This window comes from Streptomyces sp. NPDC048295, assembly GCF_040652135.1.
In the GTDB taxonomy this organism is placed as follows: Bacteria; Actinomycetota; Actinomycetes; order Streptomycetales; family Streptomycetaceae; genus Streptomyces.
This window is the reverse complement of the sequence record NZ_JBEZLL010000009.1, coordinates 44,101-70,612: the sequence shown is the minus strand read 5'-3', so window position 1 is coordinate 70,612 and position 26,512 is coordinate 44,101. Positions and strand designations below refer to the sequence as shown.

The following is a 26,512-nucleotide window of genomic DNA, read 5'->3' as shown; positions in this document are numbered from 1 at the left end:
CGGCCCCTCGCCCCGCGCCCCGGTGCCAACCGGCGTCACAGGAATACCCGTTCGCCGGTCATGCAGCACGGAAACCTCACCACGACGACTGGGAGTCCTGCCATGACCGATCCGATCCGGCTGCCCGACCTGTCCACCGAGAAGGACTTCACCGGGGACAAGTTCGCTCCCCTCTACACGACGACGGTGACCGTCGACGGCGGTGCCGCCGCGCACGGACGGGCGTCCGGCCGTGCGCGTTCCTCCGACGGCGCCCTGGACCTGGAGCTACGGATGCCCGCCGAACTGGGCGGCACCGGGGAGGGGACCAACCCCGAGCAGCTGTTCGCGGCCGGATTCGCGGCCTGTTTCCACGGCGCGCTGAGCCTTCTCGCGCGGCAGGAGTCGCTCGACCCCACGGCCGTCACCGTCCTGGCGACCGTCGCGTTCGTCCGTGACCCCGGGGACGGCGGCTATCTGCTCCACGTCGACCTGGTGGTGCGGTGGCCCGGCGTCCCGCGTACGACGGCCACGAGCCTGATGGAGCGGGCCGACGCGCTGTGCCCGTACGCGCGCATGGCCTGGCGGGGCACCCCGATCACCCTCACGCTCGCGCCCTGACCCGTCAGAGCGGGAACCACGGATCCGCGTCGGCGGCTTCCTCCTTGCGGACGGCGAACCTGGAGATGTCCTTCTTGCGCATGTGCTGCGGCGGCAAGGCCTCGACCACCGGATGGTCACGCCGTCGCGGCCGGCCTTCGTCGAAGAACTCCTCGTTGACAGCCCGGTAGTGCGCCCAGTGCCGCGGCAGCTCGTCCTCCGGGAAGATCGCCTCCACCGGGCACACGGGCTCGCAGGCGTGACAGTCGACGCATTCGCCGGGGTCGATATACAGGGTGCGTTCACCCTCGTAGATGCAGTCCACCGGGCATTCGACCAGGCACGCCCGGTCCTTGATGTCGACACAGGGCTGCGCGATGACGTACGTCATCCCCTTGCTCCTCTCCGGGCTTCGAGCTCACCCATGTGACCGAGGACACCGCAAGGGTGTGACACCTGAACGCGCGTGGTGTTCACCGTCACCGCACCGGTCCCCGTGTCACAAACCGCCGACCGGGCCTGTCACTTTTCCGTGACCCACCCAGAGCGACGGGAGTGATCGTGGCCCTTACCGAACAACGTCTTGCCACCTCGGTGCTGGTGATCGGCACCGGCGGATCCGGCCTGCGAGCGTCGATCGAGCTGGCCGAGGCCGGTGTCGACGTACTCGCAGTCGGCAAACGCCCCAAGGAGGACACCCACACCTCGCTGGCCGCCGGTGGCATCAATGCGGCCCTGGCCACGATGGACCCCGAGGACAGCTGGCAGCAGCACGCCGCCGACACACTCAAGGAGAGCTATCTGCTCGGTGACCCCCGTACGGCCGAGATCGTCGCCCAGGGCGCCGCCCTGGGCATCGACGACCTGGAGCGGTACGGGATGGCCTTCGCGCGTGAGGAGGACGGCCGCATCTCCCAGCGCTTCTTCGGCGCCCACACGTTCCGGCGCACCGCCTTCGCCGGCGACTACACGGGCCTGGAGATCCAGCGCGCACTGATCCGGCGGGCGGGCCAGCTGAACATCCCGATGCTCGACACCGTCTACATCACCCGCCTGCTGGTCCACGACGGCGCGGTTTTCGGCGCCTACGGCTTCGACCTGAACAACGGCACCCGCTACCTCATCCACGCGGACGCCGTCGTCCTCGCGGCCGGCGGCCACACCCGCATCTGGCGCCGTACGTCCTCACGACGCGACGAGAACACCGGCGACTCCTTCCGCCTCGCGGTCGAGGCCGGGGCCCGGCTTCGCGACCCCGAACTGGTGCAGTTCCACCCTTCCGGCATCATCGAGCCGGAGAACGCCGCCGGCACGCTGGTCAGCGAAGCGGCCCGCGGCGAGGGCGGCGTCCTGCGCAACGCCCTCGGCGAGCGGTACATGAGCCGCTACGACCCCGAGCGTATGGAGCTGTCCACGCGCGACCGCGTGGCGCTCGCCTCGTACACCGAGATCAAGGAGGGGCGCGGCACGCCCAACGGCGGCGTCTGGCTCGACGTCTCGCACCTGCCCCGCCAGACGATCATGGCGCGGCTCCCCCGGGTCTACCAGACCCTCCTGGAACTGCAGATGCTCGACATCACACGGGAGCCCATCGAGGTCGCGCCCACGGCCCACTACTCGATGGGCGGTGTCTGGGTCCGCCCCGAGGACCACAGCACCGACGTCCGCGGCCTGTACGCGATCGGCGAGGCGTCCAGCGGACTGCACGGCGCCAACCGCCTGGGCGGCAACAGCCTCATCGAGCTCCTGGTCTACGGCCGGATCACCGGCCGGGCGGCCGCCGCCTACTCGGACGCGCTCACCGCGCAGCCCCGCAGCGCCGCCGCCGCGGCCGAGGCCCGCGCCGAGGTCGACGAGCTCCTCGCCGCCGACGGGCCCGAGAACGTCCGCGCCCTGCAGCGTGCCATCCGCAACACCATGACCGAGCACGCGGGCGTCGTCCGCGACGACCAGGGCCTGCGCGCCGGTCTGGCGGAGCTGGACCTCATCGAGAAGCGCATGGAGAACGTCGGGGTCCACCCGGACATCGCCGGTTTCCAGGACCTTGCCCACGCCTTCGACCTGAAGTCCGCCGCCCTGGCCGCACGGGCCACGCTCGAAGCCGCGCTGGAGCGCCGGGAGACGCGCGGCTGCCACAACCGCAGCGACTTCCCCGAGATGGATCCGGCCTTCCGCGTCAACCTCGTCTGGTCCCCGAAGACCGGCGTCACCCACGAGAGCATTCCCGCCATTCCGGAGGGGATCGCCGTGCTCATGGCGGAGGTCTCCAGCGAAGGAAAGCTCGTCGAGTAGCCGGAGACCGGGCCGAACACCTCCGCACGGTGTCACACATACCAGGTGAACCCGGTCTTTCCTTGCAAACCGATAGTTCTGCCCTCGCGGCACCCACGCACCACCGAAAGGATTCCCCCATGAAGATCGTCGTCATCGGCGGTACCGGCCTGATCGGCTCGAAGCTGGTCGCCAAGCTCAAGGAGCACGGACACGAGGCCGTGCCGGCCGCCCCCAACACCGGTGTCAACACGCTCACCGGTGAGGGCCTCGCCGAGGTCCTGACGGGCGCCTCGGTCGTGGTCGACGTCTCCAACTCGCCGTCCTTCGCGGACGACGCGGTGATGGAGTTCTTCCGCACCTCGACCACCAACCTCCTCAAGGCGGAGGCGGACGCCGGTGTCACCCACCATGTGGCCCTGTCCGTCGTCGGTACGGAGCGGCTCCAGGAGAGCGGCTACTTCCGCGCCAAGCAGGCGCAGGAGGAGCTGATCAAGGACTCGGGCATCCCGTACTCCATCGTGCACGCCACGCAGTTCTTCGAGTTCATGAAGGGCATCGCCGAGTCCGCGACCGACGGTGACACCGTGCGCCTGGCTCCGGTCAAGATCCGTCCCGTCGTCTCCGACGACGTGGCCGCGACCGTGGGCCGCACCGCGGTCGGCACGCCCGTCAACCGCGTGGTGGAGGTCGCGGGGCCCGACGTGTTCCAGCTGGACGAGCTGATCCGCAAGGGCCTGGCCGCCAAGAACGACCCGCGCACGGTCGTGTCCGACGTGCACGCACCGTACTTCGGCGCCGAGTTGCAGGAGGACACCCTGCTGCCCGGTCCGGACGCGCACATCGCGCAGACCCGCTTCGCCGACTGGCTGGCGCAGCAGCAGGGCTGAGCCGTTGCCGGGCAGCAGGCGCCGGTGCGTGCCTGCTGCCCACCGCACGCATTTCAGGGTGGTCCCGATACCGGGGCCACCCTGAACTCGTCCGGCCGCCTTCACGCGGCCTCTTGTGCCGCCGGCTCCCGCATCGCCCGTATCCGCAGCGCGCGGCGTTCTCCTTCCGTCGTACCACCCCAGATCCCCTCGACCGGGCCCAGGTCGACGGCCCACGACAGGCACTTCTCCGCCACCGGGCACCGGCGGCAGACGGCCTTGGCCTCGTCGATCTGAAGGGCCGTCCGACCGCTCCTGATATTGCCGACCGGGAAGAAGAGATCAGGGTCTTCTCGTAGGCACAGGCTCACTTCACGCCAATCCATGGAACACCTCCTGCTCGGGAACGAACACTGTTTAGGACCGACGGATCAACACATGTGTGACATCGGAGTCCAGCCGGTGGCCGGTCGGGAATTTGGGGCACAAAGTGCGTCGCGCGCCTGTAACGAAGTGCCGGTGTGTCTGGTCTGTTGGAGCGGAGGTTTCCCGCGCCTCCCGACGAGAACCGGCAACTGAAACGGAGACCGAGCACATGGACTCAGAGGCGATCACGGTGGAAGGCGACCTGCATGAGGCCGTGTCCGTCTTCGTGAAGCTCCGACCGCGGCTCTTCGGTATCGCCTATCGCGTGCTGGGCAGCGCGGTGGAGGCCGAGGACGTCGTCCAGGAGGTGTGGCTGCGGTGGCAGCACACCGACAGGACCGTCGTGGTCAGCCCCGTGGCCTTCCTGTCGAGCGCCACGACCCGACTGGCCATCAACGTGGCCCAGTCGGCCCGGGTCCGCCGGGAGACCTACATCGGCCCGTGGCTGCCCGAACCCATCGACACCAGCGACGACCCGCAGGCCGGCGCCGAACGCGCGGAGGCACTGGAACTCGCCCTGCTCCTGGTGCTTGAGAAGCTCCCGCCGACCGAACGCGCCGCCTACGTCCTACGGGAGGCGTTCGACTACTCCTACCCGGAGATCGCGCACATCCTGGGGCTCAGCCCCGTCAACGTGCGCAAGATCGTGAGCCGGGCCCGCAAGCACCTCACCGAGGAGCAGCGGGGCAGCGTCGAGACAGCCGAGCACCGCAGGCTGCTCGACGCGTTCGTCACCGCGGCCCGGCACGGGGACGTCGCCTCGCTGGAAGCCCTGCTCACCCCCGACGCCGTCAGCCTGTCGGACGGGAACGGCATGCGCGGGGCGGCCCGCGTTCCTGTGCGCGGCCGGGCCCGTGTGGCGAACCTGTCGACCGCTTATCCACGGTTCTGGCCGACGGTCGAGGTGCAGCGGGTCGATGCCAACGGCCGCGCCGGAATCCTTCTGTACCGCGACGGCCGGGCCTCGACCTTCATGACCGTCGCGGCCACGCACCGGGGCATCCATCAGGTGATGTGGGTCTTCAATCCGAGTAAGATCGCCCCTCTCCTCCGCTCCCGTGCGCAGACGCGCGAGGCGGCCCTCGTCACGGCCTGACGATGCATCACCTGTGATGCGGGGCTGCGCTGTTCCAGGTCCGCAGTTTGTCGGGGTTGAGGACGGCCCAGATCCGGTGCACACGGGAGTCGATCAGGTCGAGGGTGACCGCCGCGACGACCCGCTCGTGTCGACGGACGACCAGCCCGGTGCGTCCGTTGACCGGCCAGGTGTCCACGGTGAGGCGCCGCCGGTCCGAGAGCAGAGTGAGCAGGTTCCGCGCGACGTGCTCGCCGCCGGCGACGGGCGTGGTCAGTGCGCGTATCTTGCCCCCGCCGTCGAAACACGCGATGACGTCGTCGGTCAGCACTGCTCGCAGGCCCTCGTGGTCCCCGTCGGCGCAGGCCTGGCGCACGGCGCGCGCGACCTCGTCCTGCCGGTGCGCCGGCGACGGCGGCCGGCCGTTCCGGGCGAGCAGACCGGCGCGGGCGGCGACCACCGGGTCCACGGGGCCGGCCGGGCCCGTGCGCTCCTGAACCGGTCGCGCCGCACCGGTCGCTGCCGCGCGCGCCGGCGCTCCGAGGATGCCGTCGAGCACGAACGCGGCTCTCTGTGCGGGGGACAGTGCGCCCACCGCCCGCAGCAGCGCCTCACCGGCCTCGCGCTCGGGACCGTCGTCGCAGGGCTCTCGGCGGAGCGCACGAGCCCGTGCGTCCACCCGCGCGTCACCGCCCGGACCGGGCGGGGACAGCCGCGCCAGCGCGAGGCCGCCCACGACGTGGGTCAGCCAGATCCGCGGCGTGCCGATACCCGCTCGCTGACCGTCGGAGAGTGCGTACCACTCCCGATACGTCTCGTCGGTGACCCGCTCGGCCGCGACCGTGCCGCCCAGCATCCACCGCGCGACCTCCACCAGGTGCCGCCGCTCGTCGAGCAGTTCCGTCAGCGGCAGAGTGTCACCGTTGTGCTCCATACCGACTCCCCCTTCCGCACGGAACGGTACCCGCCTGACCCCGCTCACCCACCAGTGATCCCGCGGCACGCGGAAGTGGGAGGGATGTTGACGTCTCCGCAACGAATCCCACCGTGGTGCGGGCGTACGCCCTTCTGTCCCACTTAGTGGCAATACAGTGTTTCGTGTGAGCGGGCTGCCCCAGGGTGTCCCACGGTCCGCCCCTCACTCTCACGTTCCGAAGGGACACATCATGCGCGATGCGGCACGTACAGCTATCGTCGGAGCCTCCCTCGCAGGGCTCTCGCTCGTTCCGTGAACTGCGCAGGCCGCCCCTGGCGGCCCCGGCGTCAGCGGCAGAGTCCTTGCCCAGCGGACCGTCGGTGACACGGACTACATCGTCCGCGAGATCACCATTCCGCCCGGCCAGGCGACCGGGTGGCACTACCACAACGTGGTCCTGGAGGTGCTCTACGTCCTGCCGCACGGCGCCCCCTTCTCCGAGGACGCCCCGTCCCCCGGCTGCGAACTGCCATGACGCACCGGCTGTCACAGCTCCCGTCGCTGCCCGGTCAATGCGGTACCGACGGCTCGCGGCGGACCGTGCCCCGGGCCCCGCGGCGACGAAGGAGGAGCATGGCAGGGACAGACCTCAGCCGAGTCCGGGCGACTGCTGGTCCCCCGCAGCCCGTCCACCGCAGTTCCGGCGCGGGCCGGGGAGGGACGCGAGGATGACGCGAAACGCTGACCGCCCGACCGATCCCGCCGCCGTCACCGTCTCACTGGCCGCGGAGGCCGCCGTCCTCGAGGGGCGGCTCGGGGTGCTCCGGGAGGCGATCGACGAGGTGGACGCCCGGATCTCCGCTGTCTCCGAGCGGATCCGACGGCTGCCGGGCTCCGTGGCCGCAGGCGGCGAGGGCGAGACGGCGGCGGACGAAGGGAGCGGCACGGGGCTCCCCCCGTCATCGACGGGCCGTCCCTGACGGCCCGTACGCGGGTCGGTCCGGCCGCACGGGCCGACACCTCGTCCCCCTGACAACGGTGTGTTCCGCGTGGGTCCACCCACTCTGTCCTCGGCAGGGTGGGGCCGCTGCATATGATGTTCGGCACCATCCCCCGGTGCCGTGCCGGGTGGCGGACCCGGCCATCGAGCGGTCCCGCCAGGACACAGGGTTGAGGACGAGAGGAATCCATGGGCTCCGTGACCCAGACGGCTCGCAACATCGAGACCACCGCCGAGAGCCTCCAGGAGGACCTGGCCCGGCTGCAGATCCAGAAGCAGGCACTGGAGAGGGAACTGGCCGCGGTCACCGCCCACCTCGGTTCGGTGCAGCGGGCGCTCGACGCCCTTCAGGCCCTGATGCCCGGCTCCGTCCCGGCCCCCGCCCCGCCCGCCCCCGTGGACGTCACGGCTCCGCCGAAGCCGAAGAGCGCGCGCGCCGCGGCATCCGGCGGCAAGGCCGACCGACGCCCGGCCGCCAAGACCGTCCCGAGCGATGACGGCGCCGACAGCGAGAAGACGTACGGCAAGCTGACGGAGCAGATCCTGGCGTACTTCGCGAAGGCGCCGGACGCCGAGGTCCGCGCCCGCGACGTCGCGTCCGCGCTGGGACGCGACGTCGACAGCGGCAGCATCAACGCCGTCCGGAGCACCCTCGACCGACTGGTCGGCGCCTCGCGCATCCAGAGAGCCGGTCGCGGGCTCTACCGCGCCGTCAAGCCCTGACCCGGTCCTCGGGCTCCGCAGGCGATTCACTCCGGCGTGGTTCGCCGTGGGAGACGAAGGCATCTCTCGGGTGCTGCACCGAGACCAGCGAGACGATGTCGCGGCCGTGGAGAAGAGCCGTGGCCCACACGGCGAACACACGCGTTTTACGTTCCCAGCTCGGTATGGCCAGGACGTGGTACCCACGGTGCATCAGCCAGGCCGGGAATCCCTTGATGACCAGGCCCCGGTACTGGAAGATGCCGTGGCCGAGGCCGAGGGTGGCCACGACACCCAGACTGCGGTGCGCATAGTCCTTCGCAGGACGGCCGCGCAGGGACGCCAGGATGTTCTTCGCCAGCCGCTTGCCCTGCCGGACGGCGTGCTGGGCGTTCGGAACGGTACGGGCTCCCGCCCGGCCGGCCGCGAGATCGGGGACCGACGCGTCGTCACCCGCCGCCCAGACGTCGGGCACCACCTCGGTGTCCGTGGTGACCCGCAGATCCGCCCGTACGGTCAGCAGGCCGCGCTCGTCGACGGGCAGATCGGTGTGGTTGTGCACGATGGGGTTGGCGGCGTTGCCTGCCGTCCACACCAGCAGGCCCGAGTCGTACTCGGTGCCGTCCGACAGCCGTACCCGTCCGTCCTCGGCGGAGACGAGCTGGGTGTTCAGGTGCACCCGGGCCCCCCGCTTCTCCAGTGAACGCACCACCCAGGCGCCCGGACCGTCGGTGACCTCAGGCAGGATGCGGTCCCGTGCCTCGACCAGGTGGAAGGACGGCTCGTCCGCTTCGATCTCCGGGTACTGCTCAAGCAGCGCCGTCGCCAGTGCCAGCAGTTCACCGAACCCCTCCACTCCGGAGAATCCGCCACCGACGACGGTGACCGTGAGCAGCTTGCTGCGTTCGGGCCCGCGCGGCAGTCCGGCCGCGCGGTCGAACGAGGTGAGCAGGTGGTCGCGGATCGCCACCGCCTCCTCGACGTGCTTCAGACCGTACGCCTGGTCGCTCAGCCCCGGGATCGGGAAGGTCCGGGTGACCGCCCCCGCCGTCACCACCAGCACGTCGTAGTGCAGGTCGAAGGACGGCCCGGACTCCGGGCGGACCGTGACCGTGCGCGCGCCGTGGCTGATCTCCGTCACCGAGCCCGCGACCAGCCGCGTGCGGTGCAGGTGGCGCCGGAGCGAGACCGCCGCGTGCCGGGCCTCGACCGAACCGGCCACGACCTCGGGCAGGAACGGCTGGTACGTCATGTACGGACGGGGATCGACGACGGTGACGCGCGCCTCACCCCTCCGCAGCTTCTTCTCCAGGCCCCACGCGGTGTAGAAGCCCGCGTAACCGCCACCCACGATCAAGATCTCACGCACGGTGTCCTCTATTCCTCTCGGTCTTCACCCTCTAGACCGGTCGCCGGCACTCGCCGTGACACCGTGGCCCTACCTCGACCGGGGTATCAACGCGCCCCTTGCGGCCGCCTCATCACCCTCATGTCCCCTTCGTAGACCAGGGACGTGCGGTGCCCGTACTGGATGGTGTACATCCTCTTGCCGCCGAAGACGACCTTGGCGGCCGCCGGGAAGTAGTCGGTGGTCAGCCGCGGCGTGGCCGCCGTGACGTAGGCCTGGCCCGCCGGCACGGTGTACATGTTCAGCGGCGCCTGGGTCGACGGCGACAGTCCCGCCGGGATCTCGGCGGGGTCCGGGTAGCTGGTGCCGTAGACCTTCACCGCTTCGGCGCCCACGGGGGCGACGACGGTCGCGTCGGGCGCCACCACGGTGTTCCGGCCGTGCGGGTTGTGGAACCAGACCTTGCTGCCGCTGAACCAGATGGCGGTCCAGTCACCCTTCTTGTCCGCGACGACGAACTGCTGCCCGGCCTGGGCGGTGCTGCCCCAGTCGTTGATCCGGGTGGTCCCGGATCCGTCCGGGTGCAGGGCCTGATCGCCGAAGAGCGGTGCGGACGCGCGGGGTTCGGTACGCAGCCGCACGAAGTCCGTCGCCCGCCGCACGTCGGCGCACTCGGGCGTGGCACCGCTCGGGTCGTCGTCGGGGCAGATGCGCACGGTGTTCTGATTGCGGGCGAATCCGGGTGCGATGGTCACGGCGGTCCCGATGGCACCGACGCCGTGCCTGCCGTGGACGGGCGCCCCGAGCAGGTCCATGAAGTGCTCCCAGTCCCAGAACGGTCCCGGGTCCCAGTGCACCCCCGAGGCGAGCGCGGAGTTGGGGCCCACGACGTTGTCGTGCCCGATGACGTGCTGACGGTCGAGAGGCACGTCGAAGCGTTCGGCCAGGTACTTCACCAACTCGGCCGAGGCCTGGTACTGGGTCTCGGTGTACCAGGTGGCGCCCTGGGCGGCGAAGCCCTCGTGCTCGATGCCGACCGAGTGCATATTGGTGACGTAGTTGCCCGCGTGGTAGGCGAGGTTCTGTGTGGGGACCATCTGCGTGACCGCCCCGTCCGAGGAACGGATCACATAGTGTGCGGAGGCCGTGCCCGCGAGTTGGGCGTTGGCGACGGCGGACGCGTAGGAGCCCTCCGTGTCATGGAGGACGATCTGGTCGATGTCGATGCCGTTGGCGGGCCGGTCGGCAACCTGTCCGTTGGACGGATGGGCCGCAACGAACGTGCAGGCCAGAGTCGATGGGCACTCGGTCGCCGCGGCCGGCGCGGCCGGCAGCCCGAGCTCGCCGCTCCGCGCGGGCTCGGGGGCGACCACGGGGTCGGCGGTGAGCCGGACACGCTGCCCGTCGGCCGTCTTGCGGGCGGCGCCTTTCTTCATCGTGGCGAAGACGCGGTCGGCGTAGGCGGCGGCGCCCTGCCGGTCGCGTGCCTGGCCGTAGCGGGCGACGGCCCCGTACCAGTCGTCCGGGTCGCCGGACAACCTGCCGTGGAGCTGCTTCTCGTAGGAGGCGAGCAGCGCCGCACCGCCGCGGATGTTCGCCGCCGCGTCCTGGCGCAGGGCGCGGGCCGACAGGCCGGTCAGCTCGGCGGCGGCACGCAGGGTGTGCAGTGCGTCGTCGTCCGCGAGCTTCCTCACGTCCTTGCGGCCGGCGGCCCCCGCGGCGCCGCCTGCCATCATGGACGCTGTGACGTCCGTCAGGTGCATGGGGCCGTAGCCGCCGGCGGTGCTGTGTTGGCCCGGGTGCGTCTCCCAGGCCGACTGTTCGTAGGCCACGGCCAGCAGCACGTTCCGCGGGACGCGGTAGTCCTCGGCCGCCCGCGTGAACTCCTGTTGCAGCGTGGCGTTGCGCGCCGGAGCGTCCTGCGTCGCGCGGGCCACCGCGGGGAGGGCGATGGCGCCCGCCACCACCACGGCCGCTGCGCCGAGTGCGACCGGCCGCCGCCGCAGTGCGGGCCGGCGGTGGGAAGGCCGGGCGGGTGAAGTCTCTGTCATCTCACATCTCACTGTTGAATGGGCCGAACGATGTCTTCGTCATGAGGCGCGGCAACGATCCGCGGGACGTTCCTGCCGGCGAGCGGGCAGGGATACGCCTATGCGGGGCCTGCGCCACAGGAGTTGTGGCCTGCGGAGCCTGGGGTCTTCCCTCGCTCTGTTCGACGTTGAGCGCATCAGGCGGGCCAGGGCAGCACAGTGGCATGGGAACGGCGTACGGGCGACGGGCGCGGGGTGGGAACCGCGCCCGTCACAGCGGTCGTCAGTCCCTCGCGTGCGCGCTCCAGTGGCCTTCCAGAATCTCGGCGACCTCGGCCGGCCGCTGGAGCGGCGGCCAGTGGTTGCAGTCCATTTCGACCACGGCGGAGGCGTGCAGGGAGGCACCGAGCCTGCGCCCGAACTCGATCTGGCACGCGGGGTCGAGCGCTCCCCAGAACACCAGACAAGGTGCCGACACGGCCGCGAGTCCCGGTTCCCACTCCGCTCCCATGGTGACGGCGGAGCGATAAAGCTTGAGGATGGAGTCCTTCATCGGCTCGTCCACGCGGCTCACCATGTCGTCCGCCAGGCGGAGAGGTACGTCGAAGCCGACCGCCAGGTCCGTGGCGAACGGCTCCGCACGGAGGTCGCGCATGAACCGGTCGCCCTCCACCTGGTCCTGCCAGGTTTTGGCCAACGGGTGCCAGACATAACCGGAGTTGACCGGCCCGTTGCCGCCGGCCCAGGTACGCACCAGATCGGGGCGCAGGTAGGCGACGCGCAGGGTGAGAATGCAGCCCCAGTCGTGACCGACCAGGTCCACCGGCTCACCGACCCTCTCCAGGCGTCGGATCAGCCAGTCGACGTACTCCTCCTTCGAGGAGCCGAACCCGTTGGGACGCGGGGCACCGAAACCGGGCAGGTCCCAGGCCTCCACATCGGTGCGGGTCAGATGCCGGCGCACGCCGTCCCACACGTGGTGGGTGTCGGGCACGCCGTGGATCAGGATGGCAGGCATGAGTGATTCTTTCGTCAGGAGACGACTGCGCCTCAGGGCGGGAGACAATCACATCTTGTCACACCGTGTGTTTCTGGTGCGGCCCTCCGGCTACCCGCGGGACCGCCCGGCCTCGCCGACGTGCACAGCCGCCCCTCCCCGTGCTCGCCGGCCCGTGTCACATGATCCCCGCTCGCCCGGTCTGCTGTGCGATGACCGTCCCGCCGCCGCGGTGGCGGGGTGCAGGAGGAGAGGACCCCCATGGGTGACATTGGTGAGACGGCGCCGATCGCCGTGCTGCTCGACGAACGACGGCATCTGCTCGACGTCGCCTCCTGGATGCTGGGCGTCGGCCCCGAGGCCGAGGAGGCCGTAGCCCATGCCTACCGGCGGTGGTATGCCCTGAGCGACGCCCAGCGCGCGAGGATCGCCGAGCCGCGCAGCTGGCTGGCGAGAACCACGGGCACCATCTGTCTGGCCCGACTGCCCCTGCACAAGGGCACGTCCGCGGTCTCCGGTGAGGCCGCCACCGGGCCCGGCCGGGCGCTGGCCGAAGAGGTCTCGGACATCCTGCGCGAGGCGCTGAACACCCTGCCCCCGGCCGAACGGGCCGCGTTCCTTCTCGACGCCGTCCCCGTCGCGCCGCCCCAGCCGGTCACGGAGACCGCAGAGCCGTTGTCCGGTCCCTGGAACGAACCGACCGGCCGTGCCCGCCTCGGTCCGGGCGAGCCCCGGGCCCGTGCCACCACGCCTCACCAGCACGACCGGGTCGTCCAATCCGTCCGCGGGGCGTGTACCGCACTGGATGCGGCGTTCCTGAAGTCCCTGCTGGCACCGGACGCCAGCGCGTATTTCGACGGCGGCGGCAAGGTCCGCACCCTGCCCCGCCCGGTGCACGGCCGACGGGCGGTGGGCCACGCACTACTGACCCTGCTCGCCCCGCGGCCCCACACGATCCTTGCGCTGCGTCCTGCCAACGGCCGCACCGCCCTCGTCGTGGGCCACCACGACCGGGTCGCCGCGGTCATCAGCTTCGCTGTCACCCGTGATCTGGTCACCCACGTGTGGGCAGTCCTCAACCCGGACAAGCTACGCGCCTGGAACCGTGACCCCACCGACGCCGTCGAACGCGGCGTACAGGACAGTGAGCGGTCGACCCTCCGATAGCGCACGCACCGTTGCGGATTCCCATGACAGTGGCAACAATCGGTGGACAAGTCCTGTGCACACGTCCTTCACCATCCGCACTGCATCGTCATCCCGCGCACGCCGGAGTTCCGAACGCATCATTGCGGCGCATCGCAGGCCGACGGGGCGCGGCACGTGAGTCGGGGGCGAGAGGGAGAAATGGTTTCGGCATCGCGTACAGCACGTACGGCACACACCATCGAGAGCACCGCTGAGAGCCTCCAAGGAGAACGGGACCGCCTGGAGTTGCAGAAACGGTCACTGGAGCGGGAACTCGCCGCCGTCGCCGATCATCTCGACACCGTCCGGCGGGCCGTGCACGCCCTGGAAAGTGTGATGACGGACCAGGCGGACGCACCGCCCGCAGCGCAGCCCACCGTCGCACCCCGGCCCTCACCCACGGCATCCACGCGGCCGCCCACGCGCGAGAAGAACCCCCACAAGACGGCGGGGAAGGCAACGGGCAAAAAGCCGAAAAGCCTGGTGTCCGAGGCAGACGCCCCTTCGCGTGCAACCCATGGCGCGGACCGCACCTACGGCAGGCTGACCGAGCAGATCCTCGCCTACCTCGCACAGGCAGGTGACACCGATGTCCGCGCCCGCGACGTGGCGGCAGCGCTGGGCCGCGCCACCGACAGCGGGAGCATCAACGCGATCCGCAGCACGCTCGACCGGCTCGTCGGCGCGTCCCGCATCCAGCGCACGGGCCGAGGCCTCTACCGCTCCCGGCCGTCCTAGGGGGTGTCTGCCGTGGCCCAGCCGCAAAAGGGCCCGGGCCCCGGACACCGGTTCGCGGGGGATCGAGAAGGCGTCCGGGGCCACGGCCATCCGCCACATGCTGCGCAGCGGATGCGGCAATGTCCCGGCGCCCTCGTGCGGGGTCTCTCGGCGCTGGAAACACTGCATTCACCCTACCGCACCGTGCCACACCAAATGGCATTTTCGGAGAGCCCGGAAGTGACACTGTCCATAACAGTGTCATCAATGGCGCCATTTTCCTTGAAGTACCGCCTTCGCGCACGGATCATCGGACAGCGTGAACCACTCGTACCCGTCATCACCGCTGTCCCCCGGCACCCATGTCCTCACCGTCCCGCACGGTCTTGCCCGCGTCGAGCAGCGCTACCACGTCGCCGGTTCGGGTCCCGTGTGCGTCGCCCACTCCGGCGGACCGGGAATAGGTTGGGACTACCTGAGGATGCCCGAGCTCGAAGAGCACCTGACCATGGTCTACATCGAGCCGGTCGGCACAGGGAACTCCGGGCGCCTGCCCGACGCCCGCGACTACACCGTGCCCACGTACGCACAGTTCCTGCACCAGGTCGTCGACCATCTTGCACAGCCACGGATCCATCTACTGGGGCACTCCCACGGCGGTTTCGTCGCCCAGCGCTACGCGCTCGAGCACCCGGACCGCCTGACCTGCCTCGTTCTGTACGACACCTCTCCCGTGGCAGACGAAACGTTCTGGTCGGCGGCGGTCGCCGCCATGGATCTGTTCGTGGAACGCAACGTCGGCGCCCACCCCGAGGTGGCCGGTTACACCGACGCCCTCACCACCCCACTGGGTCTGCTCAACGACGACGGTGCCACAGCCGTCCTGCGGCAGATCATGCCGGCCTATCTCTTCGACTACTGGGGCAGAGAAGGGGAGTTCGGGCCCGCCCGTCGGCTGCTGCGGATGTACGCGGAGCCCAACCGTGTGCAGGGCGCGCCCTTCGACGTCCGTGCGGAACTGTCCCGGATCACCACCGCGACCCTGGCCCTGGCCGGAGGCGACGACTTCATCTGCGGCCCGCGCTGGGCACGCCTCCTGCACCAGGGGTTGCCCGACGCCGAGTCGGCGATCCTGAAGGACACCGGGCACCTCGCCCACCTCGAACGGCCCGCCCTGTTCGCCGCCACCGTGCTGGAGTTCCTGAAGACCCGCGGCGGCCTCTCGTCGTAACCATCGCAGGGTGCCCTGCGGCTGTCACAAGGTGAGTCGCTGTCCGGTCAATCATGCGAGCACGGATGAGACACCGGCGGTGACTCGCACCGGAAAATATGCATCTCACATACCACTTTGGAGTTGGCATGCTGTCCCAGCGATCCACGCAGATCGTGCGTTCCACCCTGCCCGCTGTGGGGGCGTCCCTCGGCACCATCACTGATCTCTTCTACCGCCACATGTTCGAGGAACGGCCCGAGCTGTTGCGCGACTTGTTCAACCGGGCCAACCAGGCGAACGGCGCCCAGCGTGAGGCCCTCGCCGGCGCCGTCGCCGCCTTCGCGACCGCGCTCGTGGACCACCCGGACGAGCGCCCGGACGCCGTCCTGGGCCGCATCGCGAACAAGCACGCCTCGCTCGGCATCACCTCCGACCAGTACACGCTGGTCGCCCGCCATCTCCTGGGAGCCGTTGCCGAGGTCCTCGGTGACGCCGTGACCCCTGAGGTAGCGGCAGCCTGGGACGAGGTCTACTGGCTCATGGCCAACGCCCTCATCGCCATGGAGGCCCGCCTGTACGCGCAAGCGCAGGTCAAAGACGGTGCCGTCTGGCAGACCATGGAGATCAGCGACCGCCACGAGGAGACCCCCGACGCCGTCTCTCTCGCCCTTCAACGCGCCGACGGGGCGCCGACCGGCCCCTTCGTCCCAGGCCAGTACGTGAGCGTGCGGGTCGAACTGCCCGACGGGGCACACCAGATACGGCAGTACAGCCTCTCCTCGGCCCCCGGCCTCAAGACATGGCGCATCACCGTCAAACGGGAGCACTCCCCCGACGGTCGAGTTCCCGAGGGCGAGGTCTCCTCCTGGCTGCACGCCCACGCCCGCCCCGGCGACACTCTCCAGGTCTCCCTCCCCTTCGGCGACCTCCTGCTCGACCAGGGTGACGGCCCGTTGCTCCTCGTCTCGGCGGGCATCGGCATCACCCCCATGCTGGCCATGCTGGAACACCTGGCCACGGTCTCACCCGACCGGCCCGTCACCGTCGTCCACGCGGACCGCTCCCCCGTCGACCACGCCCACCGGCTCGAACTCGTCGAACTGACCGAGCGGCTCCCGCACACCTCACTGCACGTGTGGTACGAAGACATCGACCACCCGGACGCCGTCGCCGCCCACATCAACGAGGGCCTGGCCGACATCGCCCGCCTCTCCCCCACGCCCGACACCACGGCATTCCTGTGCGGCCCCCTGGCCTTCATGAAGGCCGTCCGCACCGACCTGCTCGACCACGGCCTGAGCCCCCGGTCCATCCACTACGAGGTGTTCGGCCCCGACCTGTGGCTCAGCAAGCCGTGATTCCCGACCTGCCGCCGAGCCCGGACCCCGCACAGGCGCTGCGCGCCGACGCCGAGCGCAACCGGGAGCGCATTCTGGCAGCGGCCCGCCGACTCTTCTCCCGCAAGGGTCTCGGTGTCTCGATGACCGCGATCGCACGCGAGGCCGACGTCGGCAACGCCACCCTGTTCCGTCGCTTCGCCGCCAAGGATCTTCTCATCGAAGCCGTGTTCAAGGACCGCGTCGACCTCTACAACAACCTTGTGACCACCTGCTCGAAAGACCCGGACCCATGGCAGGGCTTCACCGACTACGTCCAGTGCGTCTGCACCTTGCAGGCCTCGGATCCGGCCTTCCTCGAGGTCCTGCCCCTCACATTCCCCGACGGCATCGTGGAGACCCGACGCGCCGAAGCGGATCGCCTCGTACTCGACCTCATCTCTCGAGCCAAGGAGATCGGTCATCTGCGCCAGGACTTCAGCGAGCGCGACCTCACCCTCCTGCTGATGGCCAACTCCGGTGTCCTGCGCGCGGCCGGTCCGACCTCCAACGCCTCACGCCGCTTCACCGCGCAGATGCTGCGCGCCTACGCCACCACGGGCGCGCCGGCCGTCGCCCTGCCCCAGGTGCCACCGCGCGCGGAGCTCTACCACGCCATGATCCGCCTCCTGCGGGCACACTCCACCTGACCCCCTGACCACGCCCTGGCCCCGGACTTCCGTTCGGGGCCAGAGCGTGTGCCCGCCACTCATCCACCAGTGCGGCACCCGCTGGCTCAACAAGTCCGACATGGAACCGCTGCGGGACCGCGACGCGGCCGATACTTGGCTCACTCCCGCCCCAGGCCGACGGCGACTTGGACCGGGGTGGCGCAGTCGACTCCACGACCGTGCGCGTGCGTGCACCAGAACGGCGCCGGAGCCGACTCCAGGCAGCGCTCGTAGAGCTCGTCGTAGGTCGAGCCCGCTTGGTCGTCGTCGAGTGGACGGTCTCCGTCCCACACCACGAGGTCGTCCGAGGGCCGACGGGCACGGTCGGCCCGCCGCCACCAGGGACCCCGGACTCGTCGTCGATCATCACACCACCCCGCAAGGCATCGGCCGAGAGCCAGTCACTCGACATGCAGGCTCCACCACCCTCGCTGGAAACGAGGCCGTTCGACTGCCCGTACCGCCGTACGGAGCCGAAGGCCATGAGCACCTGCGCCGCCACGACCTCCGGCACACCGGACCGACCTGGTTCGCCGACGCCGGAGTCCACGTACACGTCCTGCGCGGAATCGCCGGCCACTGGTCACTGACCACCACCCAGCGCCACCCGCACCCAGACGTTCACAAGATCACCGCGGCCGGGGCGGCGCTCTCCGCCCACTTCAACGTGCTGCGCGCACCGCGCTCGATGCCGAGCCCCATCTCCATGACCCGCTGACCTGGTCAAGGAGGCCGGGCCCCAACTGGTCCCCAAAAATGATCAAGGGCGGGTTTCGAATTGCTCCGAAACCCGCCCTGATCTGCGACTGTCTCCAGTCGGGACGACAGGATTTGAACCTGCGACCCCTTGACCCCCAGTCAAGTGCGCTACCAAGCTGCGCCACGTCCCGATGCCCGCCTGACCTGGGGTTTCCCCCTGGCTGAACGCGCATGAGAACAATACCGCACTCGGGCGGGTGGTCACGAACACCTTTACCGCTTGACCTCAACCATGCTTGATGTTCAACGCTCGTTCCATGACGAACACCACCGCCGCACCGAGGCGCGACTACCGCGACATGAACCGCCTGATGAGCCTGATGACCGGGGACGAGAAGCACGGCCCCGCGGCGACGTCCACCCTGGACGCCCTCTGGGTGCTGTACGACCGGGTGCTGCGGGTGACACCCGGGACCGTCGACGCACCCGGCCGCGACCGGTTCCTGCTGTCCAAGGGGCACGGGCCGATGGCGTACTACGCGGTCCTGGCGGCGCACGGGTTCTTCGAGGAGGAGTTGCTGCCGGGGTTCGGGGCGTACGACTCGCCGCTCGGGCACCATCCGGACCGGACACTCGTGCCGGGGGCCGAGATCGGGAGCGGGTCGTTGGGGCACGGGCTGCCGCTGGCTGTGGGGAGCGTGCTCGGGCTGCGGGCACAGGGGCTCACCGATCCGCGGGTGTGGGTGCTCATCGGGGACGCCGAGCTGGACGAGGGCAGCAATCACGAGGCTCTCGCCTATGCCGGCCCGGCCGGGCTGGAGCAGCTGCACGCCGTGGTGATCGACAACGCCTCGGCCTCGTACGCCCGGCCCGGCGGGATCGCGGCCCGGTTCGCGGCGGCGGGCTGGTCGGTCGACACCGTCGACGGGCGGGACCACGAGGCGCTGTACACGGCCTTCACCGCGCCGCACCCCGGACGGCCGCGGGCCGTGGTCGCGCGCGTCGACCCGAAGGAATGACCGGGGCGACCGGCTCGAAGGACCGCTGCGTACCGCCGCGGGGAACGAGGAGAACATGAGAGGGACACTTCAGATGGACACGATGCGTGACCGCTTCATCGCCACCACGTCACAGCTGCTGGACGAGGACCCGCGCCTCGCGCTGGTCCTGGCCGAGATCAGCCGGGCCGGCTTCGACCGGGCCGAGCGGGCCCATCCGGACCGGGTCGTCAATGTGGGGATCAGGGAGCAGCTGCTGGTCGGAGCGGGCGCCGGGATGGCGCTCACCGGGCTGCGGCCGATCGTGCACACCTTCGCCAGCTTTCTGGTGGAGCGGCCGTTCGAGCAGGTCAAGCTGGACTTCGGGCACCAGGGAGTGGGCGGGGTACTGGTGAGCGCGGGAGCCTCGTACGACTGGCCGGCCGGCGGGTTCACCCATATGTCGCCGGGCGATGTCGCACTCCTGGACACCCTGGACGGCTGGACGGTTCAGGTGCCGGGTCACCCGGACGAGGCCGAGGCGCTGCTGCGGGAGGCCGCGGCCGGGGACGGCCGGGTGTACGTGCGTCTGTCGGCGCAGTCCAACGAGCGGGCACGGCCGGTCGGCGCGGGGACCGGGTTCGCCGCGGTGCGGGAAGGGGCCGGCGGGGTGGTGATCGCGGTGGGGCCGATACTCGACAACGTGCTCGCCGCGACCGACGGGCTCGATGTGACGGTGCTGTACGCGACGACGGTGCGCCCGTTCGACGGGGCCGGGCTGCGGCGGGCGGTCGTCGGTCAGGGGGTTGCCGACGTGGTGATCGTCGAGCCGTATCTGGCGGGCACCTCCACGGCGGCCGCCAATGACGCGCTCGCCGAGCTGCCGCACCGCGTGCTGGGCCTCGGGGTGGGGCGGGCCGAGCTGCGCAAGTACGGGGAGATGGACGAGCACCTCGCCGCGCACGGCCTGGACGCCCGGGGACTGCGGAAGCGGATCGGCGCCTTCCTCCACCGCTGACCGGGCGGGGGATTCCGGGCCGGGTCTCCCCTCTCCCGGCCCGCACCGGCAACACCGTGCGGCCATCACGTGCCGTCCCGGCCCATTGACCCCATCCGGAGCCCGCCCTAATCTGAACGATGCACTCCAGAAAGCGCTTTCTAAATCCCGCAGTCGGCATCTACCGCACAGGGAGCGCCCATGAGTCATCGTCCGTCGTACAGCCGCCCGTTACGGAGTCACCGGATTCCGTCGCCGCTCGTCGCCGTCACCGCTCTCCTGGCGTTGGTCGTCGGCCTCCTGGTGGCCACGCCGCCACGTGCCCACGCGGCGCCCTTCCGGGTCCTGGTCTACTCCGAGGTCACCAACTTCAGGCACGACTCGATTCCGGCCGGAATCGACGCGATCAAGAAGCTCGGCGAGGAAAACGGTTTCGAGGTCGAGGCGACCGACGACTCAGCCGTCTTCAATGACGCCGATCTCGCCCGCTTCCGGGCGGTGGTCTTCAACAACACCAACTCCACTCCGGAGAGCGGTGACTTGCTGAACCCCGCCGAGCGTGCGGCCCTGCAGAAGTACATCCGGGCGGGAGGCGGCTGGGTCGGTCTGCACGCCGCGTCCGCCAGCGAGCGCGACTGGGACTGGTACGAGGGACTCGTCGGTGCCATTTTCGACCAGCACCCGGCCGTGCAGACCGGCCGGGTCAAGGTCCTCGACCGCGTGCACCCCTCCACCAAGGGCCTTCCGGACCTCTGGGAGCGTACGGAGGAGTGGTACAACTGGCGCACCAACCCGACCTCCAAGGTCCACACCCTCGCACAGATCAAGGTCCGCGACGGCATCACGGGGCTCGACGAGGGGGTGGACCATCCCTGGTCCTGGTGCCAGAACTACGACGGCGGCCGCTCCTGGTTCACCGCGGGCGGGCACGCTTCCTCGGCGTTCCAGGAGGAAGGCTTCGTCCAGCATCTGCTGGGCGGGATCGAGTGGGCCGCGGGCGCGAAGCAGGGTGACTGCACGGCGACACGGACCGGTTCCTTCCAACGGACCGCGCTGGCCACCAGCGATCTCGCCGATCCGTTCGAGCTGGCCGTCGCCCCCGACCGGCGGGTGTTCTTCGCCCAGCGCACCGGAAAGCTGAAGGTCGTCGACCAGACGACGATGAAGGTGTCGACCGCGCTGGACTTCGCGTACACACCGGAGATGACCAGCCAGTCCGACGGGCTGCTCGGCCTCGCCCTCGACCCGCACTTCGCGGACAACAACTGGCTCTATCTCCTGCACTCCGACAAGACCGAGAAACAGCTCGATCTGTCCCGGTTCACCGTCAGCGGGAATGCGGTCGATCCCGCATCGGAGAAGCGGCTGCTGACCATTCCGACCTGGCGGGGCGAGGGGCGGGCCAATTCCCACATGGCCGGTTCGCTCGCCTTCGACAAGGCCGGCAACCTGTACGCGGCGACCGGTGACAACACCGATCCGTTCGCCTCGGACGGCTTCAACCCGATCGACGAGAGCCCCGGCCGCCGCGCCTGGGACGCCCAGGGCACGGCGGGCAACACCAACGATCTGCGCGGCAAGATCCTGCGCATCACACCGGAGGACGACGGCACGTACTCCGTTCCCGAGGGGAATCTCTTCGCGCCGGGGACGGCGAGGACCCGCCCGGAGATCTACGCGATGGGGATGCGCAATCCCTTCCGGATCACCACCGACCCGTTGAGCGGCGCGCTGCTGGTCGCCGACTACGGTCCGGACGCCAAGGCGGCCGTCGCCGACCGCGGGCCCGAGGGCACGGTCGAGTACACCCGCATCACAGGGGCGGGGAACTTCGGCTGGCCCTACTGCATCGGCGACAACACTCCATTCAACGACTACGACTTCGCCACGAAGAAGTCCGGCCCGAAGTTCGACTGCGCGGCACTCGTCAATGACTCGCCCAACAACACCGGGCTGCGGGAACTGCCGCCCGCCCGGCCCGCCACCGTCTGGTACGCGTACTCGGCCTCCGACGAGTTCCCGGAACTCGGCACCGGGGGCGGTGGCCCGATGAGCGGCCCCGTGTACGACTACGACCCGGACAACACCTACCGGACCAAGTTCCCGGAGTACTTCGAAGGGAAGTGGATCACCTACGAGCTGACCCGTCGCTGGTTCAAGACCTTCTCCTTCCAGCAGAAGGACCAGTCGTTCCAGGATCCGCGGTTCGCCCCGGTCAAGGCCGGTGAACTCCAGTCCGTCAACGGCATCTTCGAGGACATGGAGTGGAACCAGCCCTTCGACGCGGAATTCGGTCCCGACGGGGCGCTGTACGTCATCGACTTCGGGCTCGGCAGCGGTACGGGGCGCGGCGGCAGCAACGAGGGCGCGGGCATCTACCGGATCGACTACGTCGGTGACGGGCGACTGCCCGACGCGAAGGTCACCGCGAGCCGGGACAACGGACCCGCACCCCTGAGCGTCGGCTTCTCCAGCGCCGGATCCGGGCTGCCCGAGGGCCAACAGGTCACATATGCCTGGGACTTCGACGGGAACGGCACCACCGACTCGACGGAGGCGAACCCCTCGTACACCTATCGCACGAAGGGGCTGTTCACCGCGCGGCTCACGGTCACCGGGCCCGGTGGGCTGACCGCACAGGCCGTGCAGGACATCACCGTCGGCAACACCCGTCCGGAGGTGACCATCAAACAGCCGCCGAACGGCGGGATGTTCAGCTTCGGCGACACCATCCCCTTCACCGTCAAGGTCAAGGACAAGGAGGACGGCAGCGGCACGCCGATCGACTGCTCGCGGGTGGTGGTGCAGTCGCAGCTCGGACACGACACCCATCTGCATCCGCTCGACAACTACACCGGCTGCGCCGGAGAGATCGTCACGGACGCCGGGGACAGCCACGGGCCCGGACAGAACCTCTACTACGGGATCTCAGCCCAGTACGAGGACAAGGGTGCCCCGGGCGCGCCCGCACTCACCGGTTCCGCCTCGCTCACCCTGCGCACCGCATTCCGCGAGGCGGAGCACTTCACGGCGACCGGCGGTGCGCACGGTGGTGCGGTGACCGCGAGCAGGGCCGATGCCTCCGGCGGGAAGCGGCTGACCGAGATCGAGGACGGGGACTGGATCGCCTTCGACCCGGTGAACCTGAAACACATCGAATCGGTGACCGTCGGTGCGGCCTCCGGCGGAATCGGCGGCAGTGTGGAATTCCGGGCCGGATCACCCACGGGCCCGCTGCTCGGCAAGGTGTCCGTCCCGAACACCGGCGACTGGGGCAGGCTCGTCTCACCGACGACGGAACTGACGGATCCCGGCGGCACCGTGAAGCTGTACGCGGTCTTCAGCAACCCGGAGTGGAGCAGCGAGAAGGCCGACCTGTTCGCCGTCGACTGGCTGCACTTCAACGGCCGTGGCGTCGAGAAGCGCCCGGGTACGAAAGTGGTGGTGTCCGCGAGCGGGACGGCCGGCCCCGCGCCGCTCTCCACGACGCTGAGCGGTGCCGTCGAGCCGGTCGCCGGGCGCACGATCGTCTCGTACCACTGGGACTTCGGCGACGGTGACAAGGCCGACGGCGCGACGGCCACGCACAGCTACGGCCGCAAGGGCGCGTACACCGCGCATCTGACGGTCACCGACGACAAGGGCGACACGACCACCGGTTGCGTACGCATCGATGTGAGTTGAGAGGGGAGACCCCGCATGGACCGCACGCGACGCACCTTCCTGGGGACGGCGTTGGGCACCGCCGCAGCCGCAGGGCTCGGCACCGTCCCGGCCTCGGCCGCCGGGTCCCGCCGACGGCGCATCCCGCCGTCCGGGATCGGCATGCATCTCTACACCATGCGCACACCGCTGGCCACGGACTTCAGGGGCACCCTGGAGCGGCTGGCCGGAATCGGATACGCCACGGTCGGGGTGAGCGGCCGGCACGGGCACAGCGCGGCCGGCATCCGGCGGATGCTCGACGGAACCGGGCTGCGGGCCGTCCTCGAACACGTCGGCTACGACATCGTGACGGGGGCCGGTCTTCCACAGGCGCTGGAGGACATCCACACCCTGGGCGGCAGGTGGATCGTCGTCCCCAGCCTGCCGGGCGCGCTGCACAGTCCGGCCGGATACCGGGAAGTGGCAAGGCAGTTCAACAGGGCGGGGCTGGCCGCCCGCGAGTCCGGGCTGAAGCTGCTCTATCACAATCACGGCACGGACCATCAGGTGGTCGACGGCGTCGCTCTGTACGACATCCTGCTCGCCGAGACCGATCCGGAGCTGGTGGGGTTCGAGCTGGATCTGTACTGGGCGGCGAACGGCGGCGCCTCGGCGCCGGGTGAGCTCTTCGTGCGGCATCCGGGGCGCTTCCCGGCGCTGCATGTGAAGGACATGGCGCCGAACGGGGACTTCGCGGATGTCGGTTCGGGAGTGCTGGACTTCCCGGCGATGTTCGACACGGCCCGGCGGGGCGGGGTGAAGCAGTGGCTGGTGGAGCACGACGCGCCGGCCGATCCGTTCGCCTCCGCGCTCGCGAGCTACACGTATCTGTCCCGGCTGCGGTACTGAACGGGACGGCGCGTGGAGCCGCCCCGGTCCGCGCACGGCGCGGGCCGGGGCGTCGCGCACCGCGTCAGTCGTGCGCGGAGGCCGCCCCCAGCAGTTCGCGGATGCGGGCGGCCGCGTCCCGGAACTCCGGGCGGCCCAGTGTCTCGCCGTACTCCCGCTCCGGGGCGAGACCCACCTCTATGACCTCGGAGACCGTCCCGGGACGGGGGCTCATCACCACCACCCGGTCGGCCAGGTACACGGCCTCGGAGATGGAGTGCGTGACCAGCAGGACGGTGGTGCGGGTCTCCCGCCAGATGCGGTTCAGCTCCGTGTTCATCTGCTCGCGGGTGAGCGCGTCGAGAGCGCCGAACGGCTCGTCCATCAGGAGCACCGGCGGTTCGTGCAGCAGTGCCCGGCACAACGCCACCCGCTGCTGCATGCCTCCGGACAGTTCGTGCGGATACGCGTCCTCGAACCCGCCCAGGCCCGTCATCCGGATCAGCTCGTCCGCCCGGCCGTGCGCCTGCGCCGGGGGCATCTTCCGGATCTCGGCCTGGAGCAGGATGTTGCGGCGCGCCGAGCGCCACTCCAGGAGGGCGGCGCGCTGGAACACGTAACCGATGTCGTGCCGCACCCCGGCCACCCGCTCGCCGCCCAGCCGTACCTCGCCCGAGGACGGTTCCAGAAGTCCGGCGACCAGTTTGAGCAGGGTCGACTTGCCGCATCCGGACGGTCCGACGATGGCCACGAACTCGCCGGGCGCGACATCGAGCGACACTCCGCGCAGGGCGGTGACGTCGCGTTTCCTGCTGCGGAACCGGACCGCCACATCGGTCAGGGCGACCGCTGCCGAGGAGACCGGGGCGGGCGTCCCGGCCGGTTTCGTGTGCTGCTCGGGCATGGTCATCCCTTCAGTGCCGTGTTCTCGTCCCAGTACTCCCCGACGGCCTTCGGACTGCTCACCATGCCCGCCTCGGCGAAGACGTCGATGGTCTGCTGCCAATCCGCCGCGTTGTTCACCCCGGGTGCCTTCCCCTCGGTCGACGGGGTGTGAAGCAGCGTGAGCGTGGTCCTGAACTGTTCGGACAGGACCGTCTTCGGCGGCAGTTGCTCCGAGGCACCGTCCATCGCCTCGACCGCGGGGCCGGGAGCCTTCTCGGCCGCCGCCCAGGACTCGCTGACCGCCTTCACCATGCGCCCGGCGAGTTCGGACCTCGACGAGAGGATCTTCTGTCCGGCGAGCAGCCCGTTGGAGTAGAAGTTCAGCCCGTTCTCGGAGAACCGCAGATACGCGACCTGCTTCTTGGCCTTGTCCTGCATGGTGGGGCCCTGGTCGCTGGCGTAGCCGAGCAGTCCGTCGGTCCTGCCGGAGATGACCGCGGCGATCTTGCCCGCCGGGTCGGTGTTCTGCACCTCGACGTCGGACCCGTCGAGGCCGTTCTTCTTCAGGAAGATCGGAAAGGTCTTGGAGAGCGCGTCGCCCGCGGTCCCGGCGATGGTCTTCCCCTTGAGGTCGGCCGGGGAACCGATCCCCTCGGCGTCGAAGGACTGCACCGATGCCGGGGTGGTCTGGAGGAAGACCCCGAGGCTCTTCACCCGGACGCCCTGGTCGACGCCGGCGAGCAGCGCGGGGGTGTCGGCCCAGCCGAAGTCGGTCTGGCCCGCGGCGGTGGCCTGCACCGTCTTCTGTGATCCCTGGCCCGCCTGGATGTTCAGGTCGATACCGTGCTTCTCGAAGATCTTCTGCTGCTTGCCGTAGTAGAACGGCGCGTGTTCACCGTACGGGTACCAGTTGAGGGTCAGTGTGACCCTGTCCAGCTTCTTGCCCGATTCGCTGGTGGTGGTCGAGGCGTCGTTGCCACCGCAGGCCGTGGCCACCAGAAGGAGGGGGACGACACCGATCAGGAGTCTGCGCGCATGCATGG

Annotated in this window: 24 protein-coding genes, 1 tRNA gene and 2 pseudogenes; 17 read left to right on the top strand and 10 right to left on the bottom strand. The window is 70.0% G+C overall.

Annotated elements, in window-relative coordinates; all coding sequences use genetic code 11:
* Window positions 1-102 precede the first annotated feature (102 nt).
* Window positions 103-600 (top strand): Ohr family peroxiredoxin, encoded by a 498-nt coding sequence (locus tag AB0D53_RS15730; RefSeq protein ID WP_362445837.1) that lies wholly within the window; start codon window positions 103-105, stop codon window positions 598-600.
* Window positions 601-604: 4 nt separating this feature from the next.
* Here AB0D53_RS15730 and fdxA read toward each other — a convergent pair whose 3' ends face one another.
* Window positions 605-970 (bottom strand): ferredoxin, encoded by a 366-nt coding sequence (gene fdxA, locus AB0D53_RS15725; RefSeq protein ID WP_362445834.1) that lies wholly within the window; start codon window positions 968-970, stop codon window positions 605-607.
* 170 nt (window positions 971-1,140) lie between these two features.
* Between fdxA and AB0D53_RS15720 the strand changes: the two genes are divergently transcribed.
* Together AB0D53_RS15720 and AB0D53_RS15715 are read left to right on the top strand one after the other, a co-directional pair.
* Window positions 1,141-2,871 (top strand): FAD-binding protein, encoded by a 1,731-nt coding sequence (locus AB0D53_RS15720; RefSeq protein WP_362445831.1) that lies wholly within the window; start codon window positions 1,141-1,143, stop codon window positions 2,869-2,871.
* Between the two features lie 119 nt (window positions 2,872-2,990).
* The gene (locus tag AB0D53_RS15715; protein ID WP_362445828.1) at window positions 2,991-3,740 is read left to right on the top strand and encodes an SDR family oxidoreductase; all 750 of its coding nucleotides are present in this window, start codon (window positions 2,991-2,993) and stop codon (window positions 3,738-3,740) included.
* 101 nt (window positions 3,741-3,841) lie between these two features.
* Here AB0D53_RS15715 and AB0D53_RS15710 read toward each other — a convergent pair whose 3' ends face one another.
* A complete protein-coding gene (locus AB0D53_RS15710; protein WP_362445825.1) occupies window positions 3,842-4,105 on the bottom strand; it encodes a WhiB family transcriptional regulator in 264 nt (87 codons plus the stop codon).
* 209 nt (window positions 4,106-4,314) lie between these two features.
* Between AB0D53_RS15710 and AB0D53_RS15705 the strand changes: the two genes are divergently transcribed.
* Window positions 4,315-5,241 (top strand): RNA polymerase sigma-70 factor, encoded by a 927-nt coding sequence (locus AB0D53_RS15705; protein WP_362445822.1) that lies wholly within the window; start codon window positions 4,315-4,317, stop codon window positions 5,239-5,241.
* 7 nt (window positions 5,242-5,248) lie between these two features.
* Here AB0D53_RS15705 and AB0D53_RS15700 read toward each other — a convergent pair whose 3' ends face one another.
* On the bottom strand, window positions 5,249-6,154 hold the full coding sequence (locus AB0D53_RS15700) for an RNA polymerase subunit sigma (RefSeq protein ID WP_362445819.1): 906 nt from the start codon (window positions 6,152-6,154) through the stop codon (window positions 5,249-5,251).
* 232 nt (window positions 6,155-6,386) lie between these two features.
* On the opposite strand from AB0D53_RS15700, the pseudogene AB0D53_RS15695 reads away from it, so the two are divergent.
* The 3 genes and pseudogenes from AB0D53_RS15695 (at window position 6,387) to AB0D53_RS15685 (ending at window position 7,859) form a co-directional block, all read left to right on the top strand.
* Window positions 6,387-6,671: pseudogene (locus AB0D53_RS15695) on the top strand (hypothetical protein).
* Window positions 6,672-6,864: 193 nt separating this feature from the next.
* Window positions 6,865-7,116, top strand: a complete 252-nt coding sequence (locus tag AB0D53_RS15690) for a hypothetical protein (RefSeq protein ID WP_362445816.1) — start codon at window positions 6,865-6,867, stop codon at window positions 7,114-7,116.
* 209 nt (window positions 7,117-7,325) lie between these two features.
* Entirely contained in the window at window positions 7,326-7,859 is a 534-nt protein-coding gene (locus tag AB0D53_RS15685; protein WP_362445813.1) for a hypothetical protein, read from the top strand.
* Here the strand turns inward: AB0D53_RS15685 and AB0D53_RS15680 are convergent.
* From AB0D53_RS15680 to AB0D53_RS15670, 3 genes are all read right to left on the bottom strand, one after another.
* Complete coding sequence (locus AB0D53_RS15680; protein ID WP_362445810.1) at window positions 7,849-9,207, bottom strand: NAD(P)/FAD-dependent oxidoreductase; 1,359 nt, start codon at window positions 9,205-9,207, stop codon at window positions 7,849-7,851. The two genes, AB0D53_RS15685 and AB0D53_RS15680, sit on opposite strands and share 11 nt — an antisense overlap.
* Window positions 9,208-9,293: 86 nt before the next feature.
* A complete protein-coding gene (locus tag AB0D53_RS15675; RefSeq protein WP_362445807.1) occupies window positions 9,294-11,237 on the bottom strand; it encodes an N-acetylmuramoyl-L-alanine amidase in 1,944 nt (647 codons plus the stop codon).
* 262 nt (window positions 11,238-11,499) lie between these two features.
* Window positions 11,500-12,234 (bottom strand): alpha/beta hydrolase, encoded by a 735-nt coding sequence (locus AB0D53_RS15670; RefSeq protein ID WP_362445804.1) that lies wholly within the window; start codon window positions 12,232-12,234, stop codon window positions 11,500-11,502.
* Window positions 12,235-12,474: 240 nt separating this feature from the next.
* On the opposite strand from AB0D53_RS15670, the gene AB0D53_RS15665 reads away from it, so the two are divergent.
* The 5 genes from AB0D53_RS15665 (at window position 12,475) to AB0D53_RS15645 (ending at window position 17,357) form a co-directional block, all read left to right on the top strand.
* Complete coding sequence (locus AB0D53_RS15665) at window positions 12,475-13,380, top strand: RNA polymerase subunit sigma (protein ID WP_362445801.1); 906 nt, start codon at window positions 12,475-12,477, stop codon at window positions 13,378-13,380.
* Window positions 13,381-13,560: 180 nt separating this feature from the next.
* A complete protein-coding gene (locus tag AB0D53_RS15660; protein WP_362445798.1) occupies window positions 13,561-14,139 on the top strand; it encodes a hypothetical protein in 579 nt (192 codons plus the stop codon).
* 298 nt (window positions 14,140-14,437) lie between these two features.
* Complete coding sequence (locus tag AB0D53_RS15655; protein ID WP_362445795.1) at window positions 14,438-15,349, top strand: alpha/beta hydrolase; 912 nt, start codon at window positions 14,438-14,440, stop codon at window positions 15,347-15,349.
* Between the two features lie 128 nt (window positions 15,350-15,477).
* The gene (locus AB0D53_RS15650) at window positions 15,478-16,689 is read left to right on the top strand and encodes a globin domain-containing protein (protein ID WP_362445792.1); all 1,212 of its coding nucleotides are present in this window, start codon (window positions 15,478-15,480) and stop codon (window positions 16,687-16,689) included.
* Window positions 16,671-17,357: a helix-turn-helix domain-containing protein gene (locus AB0D53_RS15645; protein ID WP_362445789.1), complete on the top strand. Its 687-nt coding sequence runs from the start codon at window positions 16,671-16,673 to the stop codon at window positions 17,355-17,357. The genes AB0D53_RS15650 and AB0D53_RS15645 overlap by 19 nt, the downstream gene beginning before the upstream one ends.
* Before the next feature lie 140 nt (window positions 17,358-17,497).
* Here AB0D53_RS15645 and AB0D53_RS15640 read toward each other — a convergent pair whose 3' ends face one another.
* Entirely contained in the window at window positions 17,498-17,674 is a 177-nt protein-coding gene (locus tag AB0D53_RS15640) for a hypothetical protein (RefSeq protein ID WP_362446449.1), read from the bottom strand.
* Window positions 17,675-17,856: 182 nt separating this feature from the next.
* Between AB0D53_RS15640 and AB0D53_RS15635 the strand changes: the two are divergent.
* A pseudogene (locus tag AB0D53_RS15635) lies at window positions 17,857-18,096 on the top strand (site-specific integrase); the annotation flags it as partial.
* A 98-nt stretch (window positions 18,097-18,194) separates the two neighbouring features.
* Here AB0D53_RS15635 and AB0D53_RS15630 read toward each other — a convergent pair.
* A tRNA-Pro gene (locus AB0D53_RS15630) sits at window positions 18,195-18,268 on the bottom strand.
* Window positions 18,269-18,394: 126 nt separating this feature from the next.
* Between AB0D53_RS15630 and AB0D53_RS15625 the strand changes: the two genes are divergently transcribed.
* From AB0D53_RS15625 to AB0D53_RS15610, 4 genes are all read left to right on the top strand, one after another.
* Window positions 18,395-19,096, top strand: coding sequence for a transketolase (locus AB0D53_RS15625; protein ID WP_362445786.1), 702 nt, complete (start codon window positions 18,395-18,397; stop codon window positions 19,094-19,096).
* Window positions 19,097-19,169: 73 nt separating this feature from the next.
* Complete coding sequence (locus tag AB0D53_RS15620) at window positions 19,170-20,072, top strand: transketolase (RefSeq protein ID WP_362446422.1); 903 nt, start codon at window positions 19,170-19,172, stop codon at window positions 20,070-20,072.
* Window positions 20,073-20,252: 180 nt separating this feature from the next.
* On the top strand, window positions 20,253-23,735 hold the full coding sequence (locus AB0D53_RS15615; protein WP_362445783.1) for a ThuA domain-containing protein: 3,483 nt from the start codon (window positions 20,253-20,255) through the stop codon (window positions 23,733-23,735).
* Between the two features lie 15 nt (window positions 23,736-23,750).
* Window positions 23,751-24,605: a sugar phosphate isomerase/epimerase gene (locus AB0D53_RS15610; RefSeq protein WP_362445780.1), complete on the top strand. Its 855-nt coding sequence runs from the start codon at window positions 23,751-23,753 to the stop codon at window positions 24,603-24,605.
* 64 nt (window positions 24,606-24,669) lie between these two features.
* On the opposite strand, the gene AB0D53_RS15605 is transcribed toward AB0D53_RS15610, so the two are convergent.
* On the bottom strand, window positions 24,670-25,494 hold the full coding sequence (locus AB0D53_RS15605) for an ABC transporter ATP-binding protein (RefSeq protein WP_362445777.1): 825 nt from the start codon (window positions 25,492-25,494) through the stop codon (window positions 24,670-24,672).
* Window positions 25,491-26,510, bottom strand: a complete 1,020-nt coding sequence (locus AB0D53_RS15600) for an ABC transporter substrate-binding protein (protein WP_362445774.1) — start codon at window positions 26,508-26,510, stop codon at window positions 25,491-25,493. Before AB0D53_RS15600 ends, AB0D53_RS15605 begins: the two co-directional genes overlap by 4 nt.
* Between the last annotated feature and the right edge of the window lie 2 nt (window positions 26,511-26,512).